A 13,523-nucleotide genomic window follows, 5' to 3' on the forward strand; every position below is an offset into this window, starting at 1 on the left:
TCCGTCGGCACGTGCCGACGGACGGGGCTTCTGAGAGTCAGGGCGCCGTGGAGGTGGCGCCCGGCGGGGCGAGGTTGACGGCGGCCTCCAGGAGCCGGACGGCTCGTCGGAGGTGCCGAGCCGCTGGACGGTGGGGAGAGGGGAACGGTGGCATGAGAGATCGGGTCTCCTCTCCGCGGCTGGGCCGGCGGGGCTTGTCCTGTGTGGCGCCCCTGCCCCGTTGGGCTGGGGCGCCACAGGGGGAGCCGTCAGCGCGCCGCGGGCGGCCGGCGGCAGCCTTCTTGCTGGTCGGTGAGTGCGAGGATCTCGAATCCGAGCTCCGGCGAGGCGAGGATCACCCGGAGGATCGAAACGAGGCCGTCGCGCTCGATCGGGTTGAGCTGGGCGAGGACAGCGTGGGCATCGCGGTGAGCGCTGACGGCCTCGACGTAGTCGACCTCGGTGGCTGCGGCCCTCTGGGCCCCGCACTGGCCACAACGGAAGGTGGCTTGGTCCCAGGCCGCCGGTTCGGTCTGGCGGGCGAGAGAGAGTGGGGTTTCAGTCATGAGAGGTCGCCTCTCGATCCCCGTTGGGGCGTCCGGGTGTCCAGAACCGTTCGACGGGGTGGAGGGTTCCGCCGTCGCCCTCGCTGGTCTCGATCTCGCACAGGGTCGTGGTGGTCACACGCTCACCCCCGCGACCGCGGCGTCCAGGAGCCCGACGGCATCGGCCTCGTACGGGTCGGTGAACAACTGGTGGTCGCTGACGTCGAACGGCGCATACCGCACGGAGACGCGGTGTCCGGGCACGAGGGTGGTCTCCCGCCCATCCAGGGCGGCGGTGATCCGGTCGTGGTCCTGCTGGGCATGCCGAGTCTGGGTGTATGGACCGACGCGCAGCAGGGTGAAGCCGTCGAGGCTGTCGTCGCGCTTGTGGGCCTCGATGTAGAGGGCGTAGTGCGCGAGTGCCATGCCGACGTCGTCGGGCAGGGGCAGGCTGGCGGCGGCGTGGGTGAGCATCGCGTAGCCGGGCTGCCAGAATCCGAGGATCGCGCTCGTCTTGCAGCGCAGCCAGCCTCGGTCGGTGTAGCCGAGCTGGTGGCCGTGGAGGTAGGCGGCGGCGTGCGGGGTGCCGGGGTGAACCAGGGCGACCGCGATCATGTCGGGGCCGTGGTCGTCGCCGGGCCGGGTGTGCGCGCGCTCGATGAACGGGCCGACGCGCACGGCGATGTCCTGGGCGCTGCCGGGTGCCCAGGGCTCGGGGTCGCGCAGGGCGGTGAGCATCGCGCGGAACTGGTCGACGACGGCCTGATCCTCGGGGGAGAGGGCGCCAGGGGCGTGGCCGCAGCGGCGGAAGACGGGGCGCTTCATCGGGCGGGCTCCTGTTCGCGGGTGGGGTGGGTCCAGGGCAGGGCGAGGCCGTCGCCTGCGGTGCGGGGCACGAGGTGGCCGTGCAGGTGGAACACGGTCTGCGTGGCGTCCAGGCCACAGGAGGTGAGGTAGTTCCACTGGCCGCCGATCTGCGCGGCGAGTTCGGCGGCGCGCAGCTGCACGGTGGCGGAGACGACGGGGTCGGTCGTGAAGTCGGCGACGTGGCCGCGGGGGAGGACCAGGAGGTGGCCGTGGGTGCAGCCGCCGCTGCGGGGCACGATCGCGAGGGCGTCGGCCCACTCGTGGACGATCGTGGCCGGGGCGCCGTCGTGGATGATCCGGCAGAACGGGCAGTCGGGGCGCGGGTGCTTGCGAGGGACCGGTGGCCGGTTGATGTGGTGGTGGGTGATCTGGACGCAGACGTCGGCCTCCCGCATCCGGTGGCCGATGGCGTCGGCGATGGCGGGTGCGCGATGACGTCCGTACCAGCAGTTCACCAGGAGCTGGACGGGCCGGCCGTGCGCTGCGGCGCGCAGCGCGGTGAGTTCGTGTACGGCGTCGTTGATGATGCGGGCCGCGCCGGGGGTGCCCAGGACGTAGTCGCGTACGCCTGCGTCCTCTCCGGTCTGCTGGGCGACGACGTCGGCGAGGGCCGGGTCGTCGGGCGGGTTCAGCAGCGCGTTGGTCAGGTTGATGCCGAGGACGGCAGCGCGGTAGCGGGGCGGCGGCGGGTCCTGCCAGCGGGCGCCGAAGGAGTCGATGAACACGTCGGACACAAGTGACCTCCAGACTCGAAAGGGTGGAGACGCCAGAGCGCCGCCCGGCCGGGAAGGACAGGCGGCGCTCGGTGGCGTCAGGTGCTACTTGGTGGTGTCGGTGATGACGAGGAACTGGTCGGTGGCCAGGTCCATCACGACCCGGGCGTCTGTCATGCCCTGGACGCGCTGAGCGGCGGCGTATTCGTCGGCGGGCCACGAGCCGCGGGGGTGGCCGGCGGGGAAGCGCTCCAGAACGGTGTGCAGTGGAGAGAGGGCGGTCATGGCGTGCCGCCGTTCTCCCAGGTGTCGATCAGGGCGCCGATCGCATCGGGGCTGGCGGCCTCGCCAACCCAACGGCCGGACGCGGTGAACACGGGCACCTGGTCGCGGTCGGCGTCGAACACGACGAGGTAGATCCCGTACCGCTGCAGCGCGAGGTCATAGAGCACGGCCTCCAGGACCTCCAGGCCGTCGACGGTGATGCCAACCGGTGCCCCGGGGGCGTCGGGCTGGACGACGGTGCCGGTGACGTGCAGCAGGTCGCCGGGCTGGATCTCGCGCAACAGCACGTCGGCGAGGTCCGGGTCGGCGGTGGTGCAGGAGTACACGATGTCGGGGGCGTCGGGTGCGACGGCGTCCGCGTCGGCGGGGGAGTGGATCAGGTCGAACACGACGGTGCCCCAGCCGGTGCCGGGGGCCGGGACCGCATCGACGTAGCCGTTGATGGCGAGGTGCGTCTGGGGGTGCATCAGCTGGCCTCCTTCAGGGCCTTGGCAGAGCGAGGGGAGCGGATTCGGGTTGGGTACTTTTGCGCGAGGGCCAGGAGCTCGCGATTGCGCCGCTGCTGCTCGGGCGTGATCGGCCGGGACTGCGGGCCGTCGCGGTGCCACAGCGGCGAGGCCGGCGGCTCCGGGTAGGCGAGGGCGTGGTCGACGTCGCGCCGGGTGCTGCTCACAGGGACCTCCAGGCGAGTGGTCACGGCCGCAAGCCGGGTAACTGCTGGAGGACCTGGGCAATCAGGTCCTCGGTGGGCTTCCAGAGGCCGAGCTGTCCGCGTGCGGGGATCGGCAGGACGAGGGCCTGGACGTCGGCGACCTCCAGGTGCCAAAGCCCGGACTGGGCCCACTCGGTGCAGGGCGGGGAACCATCGGGGTCCTGGTGGCAGCCAGCCAGCCGGGCGACGCCGATGACCGCGCCGACTGCCAGGTCGCGGCCGCGGATCGTGTGGGCGACCAGCGGCAGACGCAGGGCGGCCCGGTCGGTCTGCTGGCCCGCGTGCAGGAGCATCCAGCCGCGCCACGACCAGGCCCTGGGACGGTTCTCGATGGTCTTGGCTCCGGCCAGGATGCAGGCTGCCCACGGCTGCTTGATGGTGATGCCGCGGATCCAGTCACCGGGCAGTTTGATCCCGGTCATGCGGCTCGCCCCAGGTTCCGTTCCGTGCCAGCCGACGCGGGCGCGGGGTGGGTCGGGGTGATGTTGGGTTTTCCTGTCCTCGTGCCGGTCACCTGTCCCCCTGCGAATGTGCGGGAGCGGGTCGGGTGGCGCGCAGGAGCGTGCGCAGAGCGGCGAGATGGGTGTAGGCGGCGGTGGCCGGGTGGCCGCAGGACCAACACGAGGCCGGCGGGCCGAACCAGGTCACCTCGCAGGGCTCGCACAGCAAGTAGGCGTCGGGGTGGTGCCGGCCGATGTTGCGAAGGGCCTGGGCAGCGCAGCCGGGGGCGGTGAGCATGCGCTCGTCCTCGCGCGGCGGTGCAGTGACGGCCAGTCCGGGGCTGCTGCGCGGGCGCGCGGTGGAGGCCATACTGGTCTCTCCCTACTCGTCTTGTATGGGTTGGGTGGCCCGGGGCAGCCGGTGAAGCCGCCAAGCACAGCGGCTGCCCTGGGAGTCAGGGTTCGGTGCTGGTGATGTGGGTCAGCTGGACGGGTCGTTCCAGCCCCTGGCGGTCGGCCAGTCGGCCTCCCAGTCGGACCGGATGCCGCGCGCACCATCCGCCCCTGTGTGAGGGCGGGTGGATCTGCCTGCTGTCGGCCGCTGGTATCACCGGGGCGAGCGGCACAGCCCGGCGTTGCACCGGCGGTCATCACCCGTGAGGTGGCTGTTGATGACGATCAGCAGGTCGCCATCGCTCCGTACGACGTGCTCTAGGTAGCCGGTGCCGCAGTCGCACGGCAGCACCAGCGTGAGGTCGTCGTACTCGCTGCCGTGCTCATCGCCAGCCTCAAAGCCGATATCGCCGCGGCGGCTGCGCGGGGCTGGCAAGCCACGGCGCGGCGGCCGAGGGCGCTGGTGGTCATGGTCGGGCGGGTGGTGTCCGGCGTAGCGGGGGAGCCGTCGGCGTGGACCAGGTCCTTGCCGTACAGCCTCTTGCGCATCGCCGTCTTCGACCCCTGCACCCAGTTTGTCGCACAGCGGGTGCAGCTCGCCGAAGGTGGCCAGCAGGGTGCCGAAGAGGGCCAGGCGCTCGGTGGTGATGGGCAGTTGGGGCATGCTGAAGGTCGCCTGATCTCGAAGAGGGTGAAGGAGCGGGGCGGCCGGCCCTTTGCCGATGCGCGGCCGCCGTGCGGAAGTGCTGTCGCCCCGGCCGCTGTGGCCGGGGCGATGGTGCGGGGCTCAGAAGGGCGGCTCGTCGGCCCAGGGGTCTCGGACCGGGAGAAGCCGGAGCCTGCGCGTGGGGCGGTCCCAGCACCAGCACAGCTCGCCGCCCGGGTACGGGCCCTCTGACCACCAGCCGCCCTCGCCCCTGCAGTCGGGGCAGCGCGGGTGGGGCCGGGGGGAGAGCCGGATCTCGTGCCGGGTGGCGGCCAGCTCCCAGCCGCCGGCCTTGAGCACGACGGCGGCCGCCGTGGCGACGGCCGGGGCGGCGGCTGCGAGCAGCAGAGCGGCTCGGGTGCGCACCGGTCAGCTCCGGCGCCGGTTCGGCTGGACCAGGAAGCGGGTGCCGGTGGAGTACGGCTCGGTGGTGACGAAGTCGGGCTCGGCCTGGGCGAGCTGGAGCATCGTCGCCTTGATGAAGTCGGCCGTGCGCTGGAGGACGACGCGGTCAACGTGGAAGTCGCTGAAGCTGACGTAGCGGGCCTGGTCGGTGCCGTCCTGCCGCAGGCTCCAAAGCCGGTTCCGCACGATCTCCGCGGCCTCGGTGTCATCGGGCGCGGCCGGTACGCCGCGGGTCATCGCGCGGCAGTTGGCGGCATGGGTGTTGGCGAGGCCGGCAGCCCGGCGCTCGTCGAGCTTCGCGGAGCCGTCCCGGTCGGCGCGGTAGGTGCAGCCGAGGCAGGCGACGGCGAAGTAGCTGATGCCGCGGTCGCCGTCGGCGGTGTAGACGAGGACGATGGCGCCCTCCGCCGGTCCGAGGACCCCTCGGTAGCGCTGGACGACGGTCGTTCCCGGCGGTGTCCAGGTCGCCGGGTCCTGCACGTCGGGGCGGCGGGCGAACAGGCTCAAGGCCATGGTGGCGTCTCCTTCGGGTGACTGGCTGATCAGGCGGCGAGCCGGTGGTTGGCCGGGGCCGTGGACGGCAAGTAGGTGTCGAGGCTGAGCTCGTAGCGCTGAGTGCAGGGGTCGCAGCAGCCCTGGGTGCGCAGCGGGAGGCAGAAGTAGTAGCGCCGGCCGCACTCGGGGCAGGTCTGCCGCGCGGCCATCGCCCGGTCCAGCGCCTCTTCCTGCGCGAGCGTCAGGGTGCGCTTTGGCCGGGCGAGGTTCACGTCGTAGAGCCAGCCTCGGACGTGTTGACAGCCGCCTCTTGTGCGGGCTGGCCGGGAGCGCTCGTGAGGGCATTGGCCAGGCGATCCTCGAGCTCCTGGCTCCAGGCGGCCGGGTCGTGGCCTGCCTTGCGGGCTGCTTCCCAGGCGAACTCGCTGATTTCTCCGCTGTCGAGCTCCTCGGCGGTCTCGGCGACGATCGTGGCGGCCAGGCGGGGGTCGGCGGTGTGCAGGGCGTCGAGGTAGCGGTAGGCCCTCCAGGCCGTGACGCTCGCGGTGGCGTAGGCGGCGAACGCCTCGTCCGAGGTGGTACTCGCGAGGGCGTCGTGGGTGCTGCGCAGGGTCTGCTTCAGCAGGTCGCCAGCAGTCTCGGCGAGGTCCTTGGTGATCTCGTGGCGGGGACGGTGCTGTCGGGCGGGGATGTTGTCGGGCATGGTGGCGGTCCCGCCCGTGGACAGGGTGTCCTGCCAGGCGGCCTGGGTCTGGTCGAGGGTGCCCAGCCCGTCACTGTCCATGCCGCGGACGCGGACGGGCATCAGGGCGCCGAGGAAGTCCTGGCCCGCGATGAGGACGGCGTTCTGGTCGGCGGTGGCACGAACGCGGACCAGGGGGCCGGCGGCGCCGAACCTCTCCAGCAGCCGGGTGTTGAGTACCGGGAACACGTTGCCGGGGACGCTGGTCTGCTCGATGACGCCGCGCAGGACGCCGCGCCAGTCGAAGAAGTCCGCGCTGGGGTCGACGGCGATGCCGAGGTCGCTGTGGGCGGCGGTGACCCGTACCCGGCCCCCTTCAGCGGTCACGGTGACGGGGGAGTGGCCGGGCTGGGCGCTGGTCCACTCTTGCAGGGCGCGCACCGCCCCAGCGGGGAGCGTGCGCGCGAACGGCTCGCCCTCCAGGCCGTCGTGGCGGTAGCGGGCGGCGGCCACCGTGTACCGGTCGCTGGCGACCGCGTACAACCACTCGGCATCGGCTTCCAGACGGATGCCGTGCAGTACCGCGGTGAACTCGCCGTCCATGTTGCTGATCGTGCGGTCGATCAGTCGGCCGAGCTGGTGGGCGGTGATCGTGACGGGCACGGGCGTCTCCTTGGTGAAGGGGAGGGGGCGAAGGCCGGGCGGCCTGTCCGGTCCTCGCCTGCGGGGGCGGGCGAGGACCAGGCAGGGCGACGGGTCAGCGCTTCTGCAGCGGGAGCACGTTGTTGGGCGCGTCTCCGTCAGGCGGGCCAGCCGGGGCGGGCACGTGGATCTCGGGGCGGATCTCGGGGCGGACTTGGGGGGCGGCGTTGTGGATGAACAGCGAGGGGCGCAGGCTCAGGCCGCGCAGCGCGAGGGCGGAGGCAGCGGTCCAGGCGAGGACGGCCAGACCGGTGGCGATAGGGCGGCCAGCCGCGGGCGTGGAGCTGTAGACCATGGCGATGCTGGCCGCGCCCCATGCGGTCCAGGTCAGGCGGGCTCCGGTACCGCGGAAGAAGCCGCCGACCAGGCCGAAAAGGCCGACGAGCTGCCAGACGGTGTAGACGGTGGAGCCGCTGATCTGGAGCGAGGCAGTGTGAGTCGCGATGTACGTGCGGATCGGCTGGTCGATCACGGCGAAGACGCCGCTGGAGGTGTTGGTGGCGACCTGGACGTGCGGGGCGGCGGTCAGCAGCTGGTGCACGGCGTCGGCGAGGACTCCAGCGGCGCCGTCCAGGAGGAGCACGACGAGGGAGAGGCCGGCGACGGCCAGCACTGCTTTGATCCAGTTCGCCATGTGGCGCCAGCCGAGCTCGCGGGCCTGGAGCAGGTCCTCCCAGCGGTCATGGAGGAACCCGCTCTCGGCCCAGGCTCCGTCCCATCGTGTGCGCAGGGCGCCCGGCGGCTTGCCCTGCTGCGGGCCCTTGGTGGTCGGCGCGCTGTGGTCGGCGGGCATGGTGCGCTGGTGCTGGCCGGGGGTCTGCGTGCGGTCCGTGTGGTCAGCCACGGTCAGGAACTCCTTCGGAGGCAGTGACGCTGCATGCGGATTGGGTGTCGTCGGCAGTCAGCGGTGCGCCAGGTCAGGGCGTGGGGAGCGGCCAGGGCCGGCGGTTGGTCACGCGCTGCTCGGGCGGCCTGCCCCGTACTCGACTCCCGGCCCGGGTGTGGCGGGGTTCGAGTACGACGCGGGGTGTCCGGGTCAGTGGTGGATGTCGTTGCGGGTGCGGGTGAACAGCGCGGTCTGGTGGCTGGTGTTGTGGGTCTGGGTGTGCGTGACGGTGCCGGTGTAGACGTTGGTGGTCTGCGACGCTGCTGTGCGGGCCTTGCTGATCGCGCCACCAACGGCGGTGGCGACCATGGCAAGGGCGGCGAACGGCAGGGTTCCCATCAGAACGCTGGTCAGGGTGACCGAGGCGAGGCCCTGCAGGACCAGCCAGGCTCCGCAGCCGATGCCGGTGACGCCGGCGCCGACGCCCACGCTCGCGACGGCGATCCCGAGCGCCCATTCGGGCACGATCCGCTTGTCGTCCTGGCGCACGGGCGGGGTGTCGCCGTACGCGGGCAGCGGGCTTTCGTCGCGAAACGACGTCGGGAAGTGCCGTACGACAGGCACCTCGGGTTGGAAGTTCTCTTCGATGATCCGCTGGGCTTCGGCCTTGGCTTCGGCGTCGGTCATCGGGCGGGTGATGCGATCGGCGTCCACGTGTTCTCCATCCGGGCAGATGCGGGGGCGCCCTCCCTGCCGTGGTGGCGGGGAGGGCGCAGGGGGCGGGGCAACGAGGGCGCCCCCGGGTTCGGTCTCGGGGCGCCGACAGATCACATGAGGAGGCTGATCAGGCCGGATGCATCCTTCGGGGCGATCTTGTCCTCGCCTCGCAGGGTGCTGATCGTGGTGCGCACGGAACCGAGCTTGGCTTCCTTCCCGCCGTCCTCATCGAGGGCCGCGAGGAGGTCGGTCTCGGACAGGGGGCCGGACTCGAGTGTCGTGAGGATCCGTTCCTTCAGTGTCCTGGGCATCGGCGGCAGCGATTCGGGCTCGTCTTCGTCGCCCTCGCGGTACTCGAGGTCGTCGCTGTCCTCTGCCGTGGCCTGGTCTCCCTCGCCGTCCTTGGGCGGCGGGAAGGCCAGTTTCAGGGGCTCGCCCGGGGGTGGCGCGGATCCGTAGAGCTGCCGGATCACCGGGTCGTACCCCTCGTGCGGCGAGAGCGAGCCGACCAGGAAGAAGCGCGCCATCGACGTCGGCCGGGCTGACGTCAGGTGGTAGCACATGCCCTGGCTGTTCGGCTTCTCCTTGCTGCGGTCGACGGGCGCTCCCCATCGCTGGATACGACGGGCGCGCCCGAGGATCTTCGGGATGGGCTGGAGGCTTTCGCCGGTCGGCAGCAGGCCGTCGCCCACGAGGGAGGCCATCATCTGCGAGCTCCACCGGAGCAGGATGACTTCGCCTTCCTTCAGCATGGCCCGCAGGGTGTCGCTGCCGCCGAGCTCGTCAAGGTGGCCGGCCTGCGCGGCGAGCACGATGCCGATGCCGACGCTGCGCCCGGTCCGGCCGATCTCCTTGATCAGCCGGGCTGCTTCGGCCCGGAACGGGCTGCCCTTCTCCAGGAGGCGGTTGGCTTCGTCGATGACGACGTATTCGAGCGGGTCCGGATTGTTGATCAGGAAGCCCGAGCGGCCCATGTCGGCGTACCGGTTGAACCGCGCTTCCGCCTTCGCGACGGCGGCCCGCAGCAGGCCCATCGCTTCTTTGAGCGTCCGCACGTGCGTGGCGACGTTGCCCTTCGCCTCGGGTACGGACTGCCCGCCCTTGAGGTCGGCGAGGTGCACGACGATCCCGTTGCGCTTGCACGCGGCGAGGAACGCCTGAAGGGCGCGGCTCTTACCGGCGCCGGTCGTGCCGAAGATGATGATCCGCTGCGCGTTGCCGGTCTCGGGGTCGTGTACCCGCATCCGCAGCGGCTCGCCGTCGTAGTACGAGCCGATGCGGATGCAGCCGTTCTCGTCCAGCTGGAGGTCTTCGAGGGTGATCGCGCGCATCTTCGCGAGCGGGTTCACAGGGAAGACGCGGACGACGGCCTGGCGGCCCCGCCCCTGCTCGAAGATCACGCGCGAGGGGTCATCGACCTCCAGCAGGTCACACAGGGCGTCATGGTCGGCGCCCTTCACGCCTCCCGGCCTGGTGCGCAGCATGTACTCGCGCATCACCTGCTTTTCCTCGACGTGCTTCTTCGCGAGGGCTGACGGCGTCACAGGGTGAGCTCCTTGGACATGTCGTACTCGTTGATCTCGGTGAGGGTCACTCCGGGCAGTGCGGACCGGCCGATCTCCGCCCAGACGTCCTCGTCGGGTGCCGGGGCCGCCTCGGGTTTGGGGCCGATCAGCAGCATGGCGACTCCGGCGCCGTGCCCGGGGATCGCCTGTACCTCCAGCAGTTCCTCGGGCACGTTCATCAGGGCCGACAGGCGCCTGATCTTGATGTCGGGTACGGGCTCGCCCTTCTGGATCGCGGCGAGCGCGACGGCGACGCGGCGCTGGTCCTCGATCGCCCGCACACCGATCACGCGCGTGCCCTCAGCGACGCCGTCCTTCTTCGCCGCGTTCAGGGCCCACCACCGGCCCGCCGGATCGTCGGGCAGCTCGACAGCGACCTCGACCTCGGCGCCCGTGCCGTCCTGGTCGCCCTCGGTGTCGTCGGCTTCAACGGCGGGCTCGGGCCACTTCGCGACGCGCTTGGCGAGCCGGCCGGGGCGCAGCCACCACACTCCGGCCGTCCACAGCACGGCGACGCCGCCTTGGACCAGGCGGCCCTCGGTGGCCTCCCACACGAGCTCGGCGACGAGGTTGGAGACGAGCACCGTGTGCGGCGTCAGGTAGATCGTGAACACGATCGGCTTCTTCATCGGGTGGGCGAGCTGGAACCGGGGCGACAGGAAAGCCCCGCCCAGTCCGGCCGCGATCGAGGTGAGGATCGCGGGCACGGTGCCGGCGTCGGTGAACAGCCCCGCCGCCATGGCACTGCCGCCCGCAAGCGTCGCGAGGCGGCCGACGCCGCTGACCGCGGCCGAACCGGCGCGGCGGGTGGTCTGTATGTACGTGCGCAGCGGCATCACCGGCACTCCTTTCAGGTATGCGGAAGGCGCCGGCCCCTTCATGTAAGGGGCCGGCGCCTTCGGGATGGATTCGGTCAGCGGTTGCTGTACCACTCGCGTTCGGCGACGTCGTACGGGCCAGCCTGCATCGCCTCGTTCACGTCGCCGTAGTCGCTCTCGTGGTCACGGGCCGCGTTGTCGAACTCGGTCGACATCTCCGCCGCCTCAGCGGAGAGCGCGTCGGCGAGTTCGAGGGACTCCCGCATCACGGCTGCCGCGTCGTGGTGCGAGGAGGTGACCGAGTCGTCGACAGCCAGGCCTGCGGCGAGGTCGGCGAGCCCGTCGACGGTCTTCGCGCAGTCCTCGACATACGAATACGCGCCCTTCACGGCCTGCGAGAGAAGCCGCATCGCCGCCGCCGCGACTCCAAGGCGTGCGATGACGAGTGTGAACGTCATCGCGTCCGCGATGACGTCGACGATGCGGCCGCTGCGCTCGGCAGGCAGATCGGCCGCAGCGTTCATACCCTCGCCGGGTGCCGGCAGGTCGGGCGCGCCGGATGCGGTGACCTCCGCGCTGCTCTGGATGTTCGTCGGTTCGATCGCGCTTTCGGATTCGGTGCTCATGGTCAGGCCCCGCTTCGGTCGTGGTACTCGCGCTCAGCCGGTGCCACATGTCCGGCTTCCTTCACCCGGTCGGCGCGCAGCTTGTCGGCCTCGATGGCGGTGTCGCGTGCCGTCAGGATCGCTTCGGACGCGCGCGGCAAGGAGTCGCGCAGCGCCTCGGCCTTGTCCTGCACGCTCCCGGCTCGTTCCATGAGGCGGATGCACCACTTCACGAGGACGCCGGGGACCTTCTTCTCGATGCACATGGCGTACAGGGATTCGAGCCCGGACTTCAGGCCCTCGCACTTCGAGGCAACGAGGTTCATGTGATCGACGCCCTGAAGGATCTGCTCGCCCATCTCTTCGTCGGACTCGATCAGGTCGTACACGGTCAGGTCGGCGTCGACGAACTGGGTGTCGCCGACCTCGCCGACTGCAACGGCTGTGCCCATGACGATCGGGCTCTCTTTCGGTACGGATCGGGTGGGCGTGACCTGGCCGGATGATCCGGCGGGCAACCCCTTGAGGCCTGTGGTGATGCCGGCGGGCTGGCGCCGCGGCGGTTCGGGCCGGATGACCTCGACCGTGTAGGTGACGTCCCAGCCGGGCGGGGGGCGCAGCCACTCGCCGTCGCTGCCGGGCATCGACCCGGGGCCGCTCGTGCTGCGGTCCTTCCTGCGCCGCCGACGCGTCTTCGGTCCCGTCGTGCTGTTCTTCGGCTTCCGGCGCCAGCTGCGCGGCTTCTTCTTCCGGGGCGCCTTCGGCGTCTTCTTCGCCCCGCCCTTCGAGCTGCCGGGCTTGGGCTTCTTGGTCAGGTCGACCTTCTCAGTGTCGTCCTTCTTCGCGTCGCGCTTCTTCGTCGTGCCGTCACCGGCTTTCGGCTTCTTGGTGAGGTCGACCTTCTCGTCGGGCTTGCCCTTGCTGCTCTCCTTCGGGTCTTTTGGGCCGGTGCCGTCGGCCTTCTCGCGCTCGCGCTTGGCCTTCCGCTTCTCGGCCCTTCGCTTGCGCCGGTCGGCGGCCTCGGCTGCTGCTTCCTTCCGGGCCGCCGCCCGGTCGGCCAGGTCGGCCTTGCGCTGATCGGCCGCGGCCTGGCGCTGGGCCTTGGCTTCGTCGTTCTTCCGCTGCTGCCGCCCGGTCGCAAGCTTCCCGAGCGTGCCCGGAGACTTCTTCGCCCCGGCCGGTGAGCCCTTGCCCGAACCCGAACCCGACGATCCGCCCCCGCCCTTCGAGCCCTTGCCTGACAATCCGGTGCCGCCCCCGGCCGCGCCCTTCGAGCCCTTGCCCGACGAGCCCGGCCCCGAGGTGCGCGAGCCGCTGCCAGCAGTTCCGTTCTTCGACCCCTTCGGCCCTGCTCCCGAGCCCGAGCCGCGGCCGCCAGCCCCGGTGGAGCCGTTGGCCGTGCTGCCCCGGCCGCCGCCCTTCAGTGAGGGCTTCTGCTGCTGCCCAAAGGTGCCGCGCCCCGAGCCACCACCGCTGGCGCCGGACCCGCCCGACCGGCCGCCGCCCGTGCGGCCGCCGCCCTTGCCGGTCGCGCCGCGTCCGAATTCGGGCCCGGACTGCACCCCCTTCTTCGCGCCAGCCGCCGCGTTGGCGACCTTCTGCTTGTCGGCCGCCTCGCGCGCCTTGTCGGCGACGGCGTCATGATGCTCGCGCCGCGCCTTCAGGTAGTTCGCCATCGACCACGTGCCGCGCAGCGCCGCGACGGCGATCGCCGCCATCGTGACCATCGCCATCGAGGCCGTCGCGCGGGCCGGTGTCCCGGTTCCGCTTGAGGCGTTGGCGACCATCTGCGGGGCGACGTCGTCCGGGTCGACGGTGCTCGAATCGTCGTCGCCGCCGGGGGTGGAGAACGGCAGGAAGAAGTCGGGCGGCGGGGCCAGGTCACCGGGGGGCGGCGGGGGCGGAACCCCGTCGTCGGGAGCGCTGCCGGGGGGCGACAAGTTGAGCATGGGGAGCGTGATGACGTCCGCGCCCCGACCGTCGTCGGTCATCTTTTTGTCCTCACTTGACGTAGTGGCCTTCCTCGCGTACGCGCGCGCGTGACGCGCGCGTGTGGCGACAGCCGGTG

20 protein-coding genes are annotated in these 13,523 nt (G+C 71.5%); all 20 read right to left on the reverse strand.

Going from position 1 to position 13,523, the window contains the following annotated elements; translation table 11 throughout:
- Positions 1 to 248: 248 nt before the first annotated feature.
- The 20 genes from ACSNOH_RS13195 to ACSNOH_RS13290 all read right to left on the reverse strand — a co-directional run bounded on the left by ACSNOH_RS13195 (position 249) and on the right by ACSNOH_RS13290 (position 13,446).
- Positions 249 to 545 (reverse strand): hypothetical protein, encoded by a 297-nt coding sequence (locus ACSNOH_RS13195; protein ID WP_436721463.1) that lies wholly within the window; start codon positions 543 to 545, stop codon positions 249 to 251.
- The gene (locus ACSNOH_RS13200) at positions 538 to 663 is read right to left on the reverse strand and encodes a hypothetical protein (protein ID WP_436721464.1); all 126 of its coding nucleotides are present in this window, start codon (positions 661 to 663) and stop codon (positions 538 to 540) included. The genes ACSNOH_RS13195 and ACSNOH_RS13200 overlap by 8 nt, the downstream gene beginning before the upstream one ends.
- A complete protein-coding gene (locus ACSNOH_RS13205; protein ID WP_436721465.1) occupies positions 660 to 1,349 on the reverse strand; it encodes a hypothetical protein in 690 nt (229 codons plus the stop codon). Before ACSNOH_RS13205 ends, ACSNOH_RS13200 begins: the two co-directional genes overlap by 4 nt.
- On the reverse strand, positions 1,346 to 2,125 hold the full coding sequence (locus tag ACSNOH_RS13210; protein WP_436721466.1) for an HIT family protein: 780 nt from the start codon (positions 2,123 to 2,125) through the stop codon (positions 1,346 to 1,348). Before ACSNOH_RS13210 ends, ACSNOH_RS13205 begins: the two co-directional genes overlap by 4 nt.
- 84 nt (positions 2,126 to 2,209) lie before the next feature.
- Positions 2,210 to 2,389, reverse strand: coding sequence for a hypothetical protein (locus ACSNOH_RS13215; protein ID WP_436721467.1), 180 nt, complete (start codon positions 2,387 to 2,389; stop codon positions 2,210 to 2,212).
- The gene (locus tag ACSNOH_RS13220; RefSeq protein WP_436721468.1) at positions 2,386 to 2,856 is read right to left on the reverse strand and encodes a hypothetical protein; all 471 of its coding nucleotides are present in this window, start codon (positions 2,854 to 2,856) and stop codon (positions 2,386 to 2,388) included. The genes ACSNOH_RS13215 and ACSNOH_RS13220 overlap by 4 nt, the downstream gene beginning before the upstream one ends.
- Positions 2,856 to 3,062: a hypothetical protein gene (locus ACSNOH_RS13225; RefSeq protein ID WP_436721469.1), complete on the reverse strand. Its 207-nt coding sequence runs from the start codon at positions 3,060 to 3,062 to the stop codon at positions 2,856 to 2,858. The genes ACSNOH_RS13220 and ACSNOH_RS13225 overlap by 1 nt, the downstream gene beginning before the upstream one ends.
- 20 nt (positions 3,063 to 3,082) lie before the next feature.
- The gene (locus ACSNOH_RS13230) at positions 3,083 to 3,523 is read right to left on the reverse strand and encodes a hypothetical protein (RefSeq protein WP_436721470.1); all 441 of its coding nucleotides are present in this window, start codon (positions 3,521 to 3,523) and stop codon (positions 3,083 to 3,085) included.
- 88 nt (positions 3,524 to 3,611) lie between these two features.
- Entirely contained in the window at positions 3,612 to 3,911 is a 300-nt protein-coding gene (locus ACSNOH_RS13235; protein ID WP_436721471.1) for a hypothetical protein, read from the reverse strand.
- Between the two features lie 237 nt (positions 3,912 to 4,148).
- Entirely contained in the window at positions 4,149 to 4,598 is a 450-nt protein-coding gene (locus tag ACSNOH_RS13240; RefSeq protein ID WP_436721472.1) for a hypothetical protein, read from the reverse strand.
- Between the two features lie 123 nt (positions 4,599 to 4,721).
- Positions 4,722 to 5,006: a hypothetical protein gene (locus tag ACSNOH_RS13245; RefSeq protein WP_436721473.1), complete on the reverse strand. Its 285-nt coding sequence runs from the start codon at positions 5,004 to 5,006 to the stop codon at positions 4,722 to 4,724.
- A gap of 3 nt (positions 5,007 to 5,009) precedes the next feature.
- Positions 5,010 to 5,558 carry a hypothetical protein gene (locus ACSNOH_RS13250; protein WP_436721474.1) on the reverse strand — a complete coding sequence of 183 codons (549 nt, stop codon included), beginning with the start codon at positions 5,556 to 5,558 and terminating at the stop codon, positions 5,010 to 5,012.
- Positions 5,559 to 5,587: 29 nt separating this feature from the next.
- On the reverse strand, positions 5,588 to 5,812 hold the full coding sequence (locus ACSNOH_RS13255; RefSeq protein WP_436721475.1) for a hypothetical protein: 225 nt from the start codon (positions 5,810 to 5,812) through the stop codon (positions 5,588 to 5,590).
- Positions 5,809 to 6,885: a hypothetical protein gene (locus ACSNOH_RS13260; protein ID WP_436721476.1), complete on the reverse strand. Its 1,077-nt coding sequence runs from the start codon at positions 6,883 to 6,885 to the stop codon at positions 5,809 to 5,811. The genes ACSNOH_RS13255 and ACSNOH_RS13260 overlap by 4 nt, the downstream gene beginning before the upstream one ends.
- A 94-nt stretch (positions 6,886 to 6,979) precedes the next feature.
- A complete protein-coding gene (locus tag ACSNOH_RS13265; RefSeq protein WP_436721477.1) occupies positions 6,980 to 7,768 on the reverse strand; it encodes a hypothetical protein in 789 nt (262 codons plus the stop codon).
- A 192-nt stretch (positions 7,769 to 7,960) separates the two neighbouring features.
- Positions 7,961 to 8,464 carry a hypothetical protein gene (locus tag ACSNOH_RS13270; RefSeq protein WP_436721478.1) on the reverse strand — a complete coding sequence of 168 codons (504 nt, stop codon included), beginning with the start codon at positions 8,462 to 8,464 and terminating at the stop codon, positions 7,961 to 7,963.
- Positions 8,465 to 8,577: 113 nt separating this feature from the next.
- Positions 8,578 to 10,011, reverse strand: coding sequence for a DNA/RNA helicase domain-containing protein (locus ACSNOH_RS13275; RefSeq protein ID WP_436721479.1), 1,434 nt, complete (start codon positions 10,009 to 10,011; stop codon positions 8,578 to 8,580).
- Positions 10,008 to 10,868: a hypothetical protein gene (locus ACSNOH_RS13280; RefSeq protein WP_436721480.1), complete on the reverse strand. Its 861-nt coding sequence runs from the start codon at positions 10,866 to 10,868 to the stop codon at positions 10,008 to 10,010. Before ACSNOH_RS13280 ends, ACSNOH_RS13275 begins: the two co-directional genes overlap by 4 nt.
- Positions 10,869 to 10,945: 77 nt before the next feature.
- Positions 10,946 to 11,476: a hypothetical protein gene (locus ACSNOH_RS13285; RefSeq protein ID WP_436721481.1), complete on the reverse strand. Its 531-nt coding sequence runs from the start codon at positions 11,474 to 11,476 to the stop codon at positions 10,946 to 10,948.
- Positions 11,477 to 11,478: 2 nt separating this feature from the next.
- Positions 11,479 to 13,446, reverse strand: coding sequence for a hypothetical protein (locus ACSNOH_RS13290; protein ID WP_436721482.1), 1,968 nt, complete (start codon positions 13,444 to 13,446; stop codon positions 11,479 to 11,481).
- Positions 13,447 to 13,523 lie beyond the last annotated feature (77 nt).

The organism is Streptomyces sp. URMC 127 (assembly GCF_051386535.1).
GTDB lineage: Bacteria > Actinomycetota > Actinomycetes > Streptomycetales > Streptomycetaceae > Streptomyces.